The sequence below is a fragment of the Streptomyces sp. YS-3 genome (genome assembly GCF_045257485.1).
In the GTDB taxonomy this organism is placed as follows: Bacteria; Actinomycetota; Actinomycetes; order Streptomycetales; family Streptomycetaceae; genus Streptomyces.
On sequence record NZ_JBJHPC010000037.1, the window covers coordinates 25643 to 29742 of the forward strand.

4 protein-coding genes are annotated in these 4100 nt (G+C 72.0%); 2 read left to right on the top strand and 2 right to left on the bottom strand.

Annotation, left to right across the window (positions count from 1 at the left end):
* Positions 1 to 9: 9 nt before the first annotated feature.
* Positions 10 to 933 carry a pirin family protein gene (locus ACJA3G_RS06035; RefSeq protein WP_406551835.1) on the bottom strand — a complete coding sequence of 308 codons (924 nt, stop codon included), beginning with the start codon at positions 931 to 933 and terminating at the stop codon, positions 10 to 12.
* Between the two features lie 86 nt (positions 934 to 1019).
* On the opposite strand from ACJA3G_RS06035, the gene ACJA3G_RS06040 reads away from it, so the two are divergent.
* Positions 1020 to 1523, top strand: a complete 504-nt coding sequence (locus ACJA3G_RS06040) for a carboxymuconolactone decarboxylase family protein (protein ID WP_406551836.1) — start codon at positions 1020 to 1022, stop codon at positions 1521 to 1523.
* Between the two features lie 135 nt (positions 1524 to 1658).
* Here the strand turns inward: ACJA3G_RS06040 and ACJA3G_RS06045 are convergent, their stop codons facing one another.
* Positions 1659 to 2456, bottom strand: coding sequence for a DUF2382 domain-containing protein (locus ACJA3G_RS06045; RefSeq protein ID WP_406551837.1), 798 nt, complete (start codon positions 2454 to 2456; stop codon positions 1659 to 1661).
* Between the two features lie 320 nt (positions 2457 to 2776).
* Here ACJA3G_RS06045 and ACJA3G_RS06050 point away from each other — a divergent pair, with 320 nt between their 5' ends.
* The gene (locus ACJA3G_RS06050; RefSeq protein ID WP_406551838.1) at positions 2777 to 3970 is read left to right on the top strand and encodes an amidohydrolase; all 1194 of its coding nucleotides are present in this window, start codon (positions 2777 to 2779) and stop codon (positions 3968 to 3970) included.
* Positions 3971 to 4100 lie beyond the last annotated feature (130 nt).

Genomic DNA, 4100 nt, shown 5'->3' on the forward strand with positions numbered 1-4100 from the left:
GGTAAAGAGTCAGCGGTGGGAGGGGTTCTTGCGGGGTGCGATGACGGCGTTCGGCAGGGCGGGAGCGGGCAGCCGGTCTCCGGGGTAGCCGTCCACGCTGCCGAAACGGTCGGAGGACTGCTCCCATGCCTGGCGCGCCTCGACGATGTCCTGGTGGCTGCGGCCGATGAAGTTCCACCACATCACGATCTCCTCCTCGAACGGCGGCCCGCCCAGGAGGATCGTCCGCGCCGGGCGGTCGGAGGCGTTGGCCAGCGTCAGGCGGGTGCGTCCCGGGCCGGCGTAACCGAGTTCGGCGGGCAGGAGGGGGGTGTCGTGGAGGTGTACGTCGCCCTCGTCGACCAGCAGGCCGTGTTCGAAGCCCGGGTCGACGTCGAGAGTGAGGGTGGCGCCGGCATCGAGGGTGATTTCGGCCCCGAGCGGCGGGGTGAAGGTGCGGACCGGGGAGGTCTCGCCCGCGAGTGTGCCCAGGAAGACCCTGAGTTCAGCGCCGTCGACACGCAGGGGTTCGGGGGCGTGGTGCTGGAAGTCGCGCGGGGCGTGGCGGTGTTCGGCGGGGAGCGCCACCCACAGCTGGACGCCGTGCAGCACGGTGGTGCCGGGTGTGGAGACCTCGGTATGAGCGATGCCGTGGCCGCCGGTCATGAGGTTGAGTTCGCCGGGGCGCACGAAGGCATGGGTGCCGAGGCTGTCGCGGTGCTCGATCTCACCGCTGAAGAGCCAGCTGACCGTCTGCAGGCCGGTGTGCGGATGCGGGGCGACGTCCATGCCACCGGTGTCGGCGACCCGGTCAGGACCGTAGTGGTCGGCGAAGCACCAGGCGCCGATGAGCGTCCGGGCCCGCTGCGGCAGGGTTCGCCGTACGGTCATCGCTCGCGGTCCGCCCAGCGGGACGTCCCGCGCGGTGAGGACCTCGACCCCCGTGTCGCCCATGTCCCGACCCCTCTCCACCCATGTAGTTTCACTTTCAACAAGCATGGGTGATCATAGTCCTGGTGACAACAGGCAAGGAGCGCAGGGTGAGTGAGACCACGGAGACCAGGGCGGCAGTCTTTCGGGGCACCGGCCGGATCTACCTCGACAAGCAGAGTCCCGCCGCGTACCAGGCACTGGTGAGGACCGCCGACGCCGTGCGGGTGACCGCCGCCGAGGCCGGCCTCGACCGGATCCTGGTCGAGCTGGTCAACCTCCGCGTGTCGCAGCTCAACGGCTGCGCCTTCTGCCTCGATGTGCACACCCGTGCCGCCCTGCGCGCCGGTGAGAGCACCCGGCGCCTGGGCGTGCTGGCCGCCTGGCGCGACACCGAACTCTTCACCGCCCGCGAGCGCGCGGCCCTCGCCCTCGCGGAGGCCACCACGCACCCCGCGGACGCACACGCCCAGGAACAGGCCTACGAGGAGGCGCGCGGCGTACTGGACGACGAGGAGATCTCCGCGGCGGTCTGGGTGGCCATCACCATCAACGCCTTCAACCGGGTCTCGATCCTGAGCAAGCACCCGGTACGGGAGACTCTCGCCGGTTAAGTTCCTGTCAGTCCCCGCCGGGCATGCGGGAGCCCGGCCACGTCAAGGGCTGGTAGCCCCGTCCTCGCCGTGGCCGGGCGTCTCGTTCGTCCGGGCCGTCACACAGCGGCGGCCCGGCAGCTTGCCGCGGGTGGTTCAGTGCCGCGGACCGCGCCGGTCGCCACGGCCCGGCTCGTTGCCCCGGCGGTCGCGCCTGCCGGTGCCGTCGTCGTACTGGATCTGCTCCTTGCGGACGCTCTCGGAGATCTCCTTCTGCTCGGTGACCTTGTCGGTCTCAAGGCGGACGCGCTCGACGGCGACCTTCTCCTTGCCGACGACAGGGCGTTCCGCGTGCAGGGTCACCTCGGACTCCGCCTCACCGATGTCGGCGCGGACCTTCTCGCCGTCGCGGATCGGCTCGCGCACCACACGGACTTCCTCGTGGCTGACCGGCACGGTGGTGGTCACGTTCTCCGTCACCACGACCTTGCGCAGGCGCGCCCGGCCGACCTCCTGCTCCTCGGTCCCGACGTGCAGACGCTCCTCGGAACGGACCAGCTCGTCCTCGCCCCTCGTCTCCCGCGCGCCCGCCGCTCCCATGCCGGCCCGGTCGGTGCGTCCGGTGCCGGGGGCACCGTCGCCGGACAGGCCGTAGTGGCGGTAGAGGGTGCGCTCCTCCTCCGCGTCCAGGTGCTGGTCCGCGTCCACGTGGGGGGCGTCGTGCACATGCGCCTTGGGGTGGACGACGGTGAGGGTGTCGCCGTCGCTGCGCGCCCCGGACAGCGGCACGAAGGTCTCCTTCGTGCCGAAGAGACCAGTCTTGACGGTGACCCATTCGGGGCGGCCGGTGTGGTCGTCGAGCCAGACCTGTTCGACGGTCCCGATCTTGTCGCCCTTCGGGTCGCGGACGGTGAGGTCCTTGAGCTCGCCGGTATGGAGGAATCCTGCAGTCATGCTTCATCGCTCCTTCGGAGGATGCGGCCCAGGGGATTCGGTGCGCCCCATGGGAAAGGCCGCGCCCTGCCCCTCATTCCCGCCCCTACCAGGCAGTCCCGCAAACGGGGGTCGCGCTCCTTGGCCTCGTCACGCCGCGCGCTGCTACGCCGCGCAGAGCCGTTTCGGCTCACCCCTTCGACCGGGCCGCGTTAGACCATGCGAGCGAGGCGGGTACCCGTGCCGACGTGCAGGCATCAGGTGCGCCATGCGTGGAACACGGCTGCGTGAGACCGGCCCGGACAGCCGGGCACCCAGCACAGCAGGGCAGGGAGAGGCACGTGCCGGACACCCTCGAACCGACGTACGACCGTATAGGACGCAGCATCACCGCCCGCGCGGACCGGTTGTGGGAGGTGAGCTCGCTCCTGCACAAGGACCCGGAACCGCCCTACGAGGAGTACCGGGCCGCGGCGACACTGAGCGGGGAACTGGAGGACGCCGGGTTCCGGGTGGAGCGTGGCGTGGCCGGTCTGCCGACGGCGTTCCTCGCGCGCACCGGCACCGGCGACGGGCCGTGCGTGGCGCTGCTCATGGAGTACGACGCGCTGCCCGGCCTCGGTCACGCCTGTGGGCACAATCTGATCGCCGGAGCGGGTCTCGGCGCGGCGCTCGCGCTGCGTGACGCGTTCGAGGAGGTCCCGGGCACCGTGCTGGCGGTCGGCACGCCCGCGGAGGAGCGCGGCGGGGGCAAAGTGGCCGAGGTCGCCGCCGGGCTGTTCGAGGGGGTGGACTGCGCGCTGATGTTCCACCCCGGGGCGCAGAACTGGTCGTGGGCGCCGCTGACCGCCCAGCGGCAGTTGCGGGTCGCCTTCCACGGCCGGGCGGCGCACCCCACGGGCAACCCGACCGAGGGCATCGACGCCCTGGCCGCGCTGATCCAGTTCTTCAACACCGTCTCCGTACTGAGCAGGCGCCTGCCGTCCGGTTCCCACATCCAGGGCATCGTGACGCGGGGCGGCGAGGCCACCAACATCGTCCCCGAGTACGCCGAGGGGCTCTTCGGGCTGCGCGGGGCCACGACCGCCGCCCTGGAGAACCTGGTGGCCGAAGTGGGCTCCACCGCCCGTGGCGTGGCGCTGGCCACCGGCACGAGGGCGGTGGTGGAGCGGGTGGGGGAGACGTACGAGCACTTCCGCGACAACGACGTGCTGTCGCGGCGGTTCGCCCGCCACATCGCCCGGCACGGGATCGAGCTGACCGAGCCCGTCGCCGGGGTGTATCTGGGCTCGTCCGACATCGGCAACGTCAGTACGCGCGTGCCCGCGATCCACCCCTTCGTCGCGATCATGGGCGCCGGCGGTACGGACCACACGCCCGAGTTCGCGGAAGCGGCGGGTGGACCGCGGGCTCGCGAGGTGATGCCGGCCGCCGCCGAGGCACTGGCCCGTACGGCGGCCGACGTACTGATCGTGCCCGGTGTCCGCGAGGAGGCGTGGGCGCGGCTGCGGGAGCTGGCGACCGCAGGGCTGTGACCGGCGAGGCGGGCGGGAGCGGGCCGTGCGACCGTGTGCCGCGTCGGGCGCCCCGCTCCCGCCTGTTCTCCTGCCCGGTCCCGCCCGTTCCCGCCCGGGGGCGGCCAAGGCCCCCGGGCGGGAACGGGCG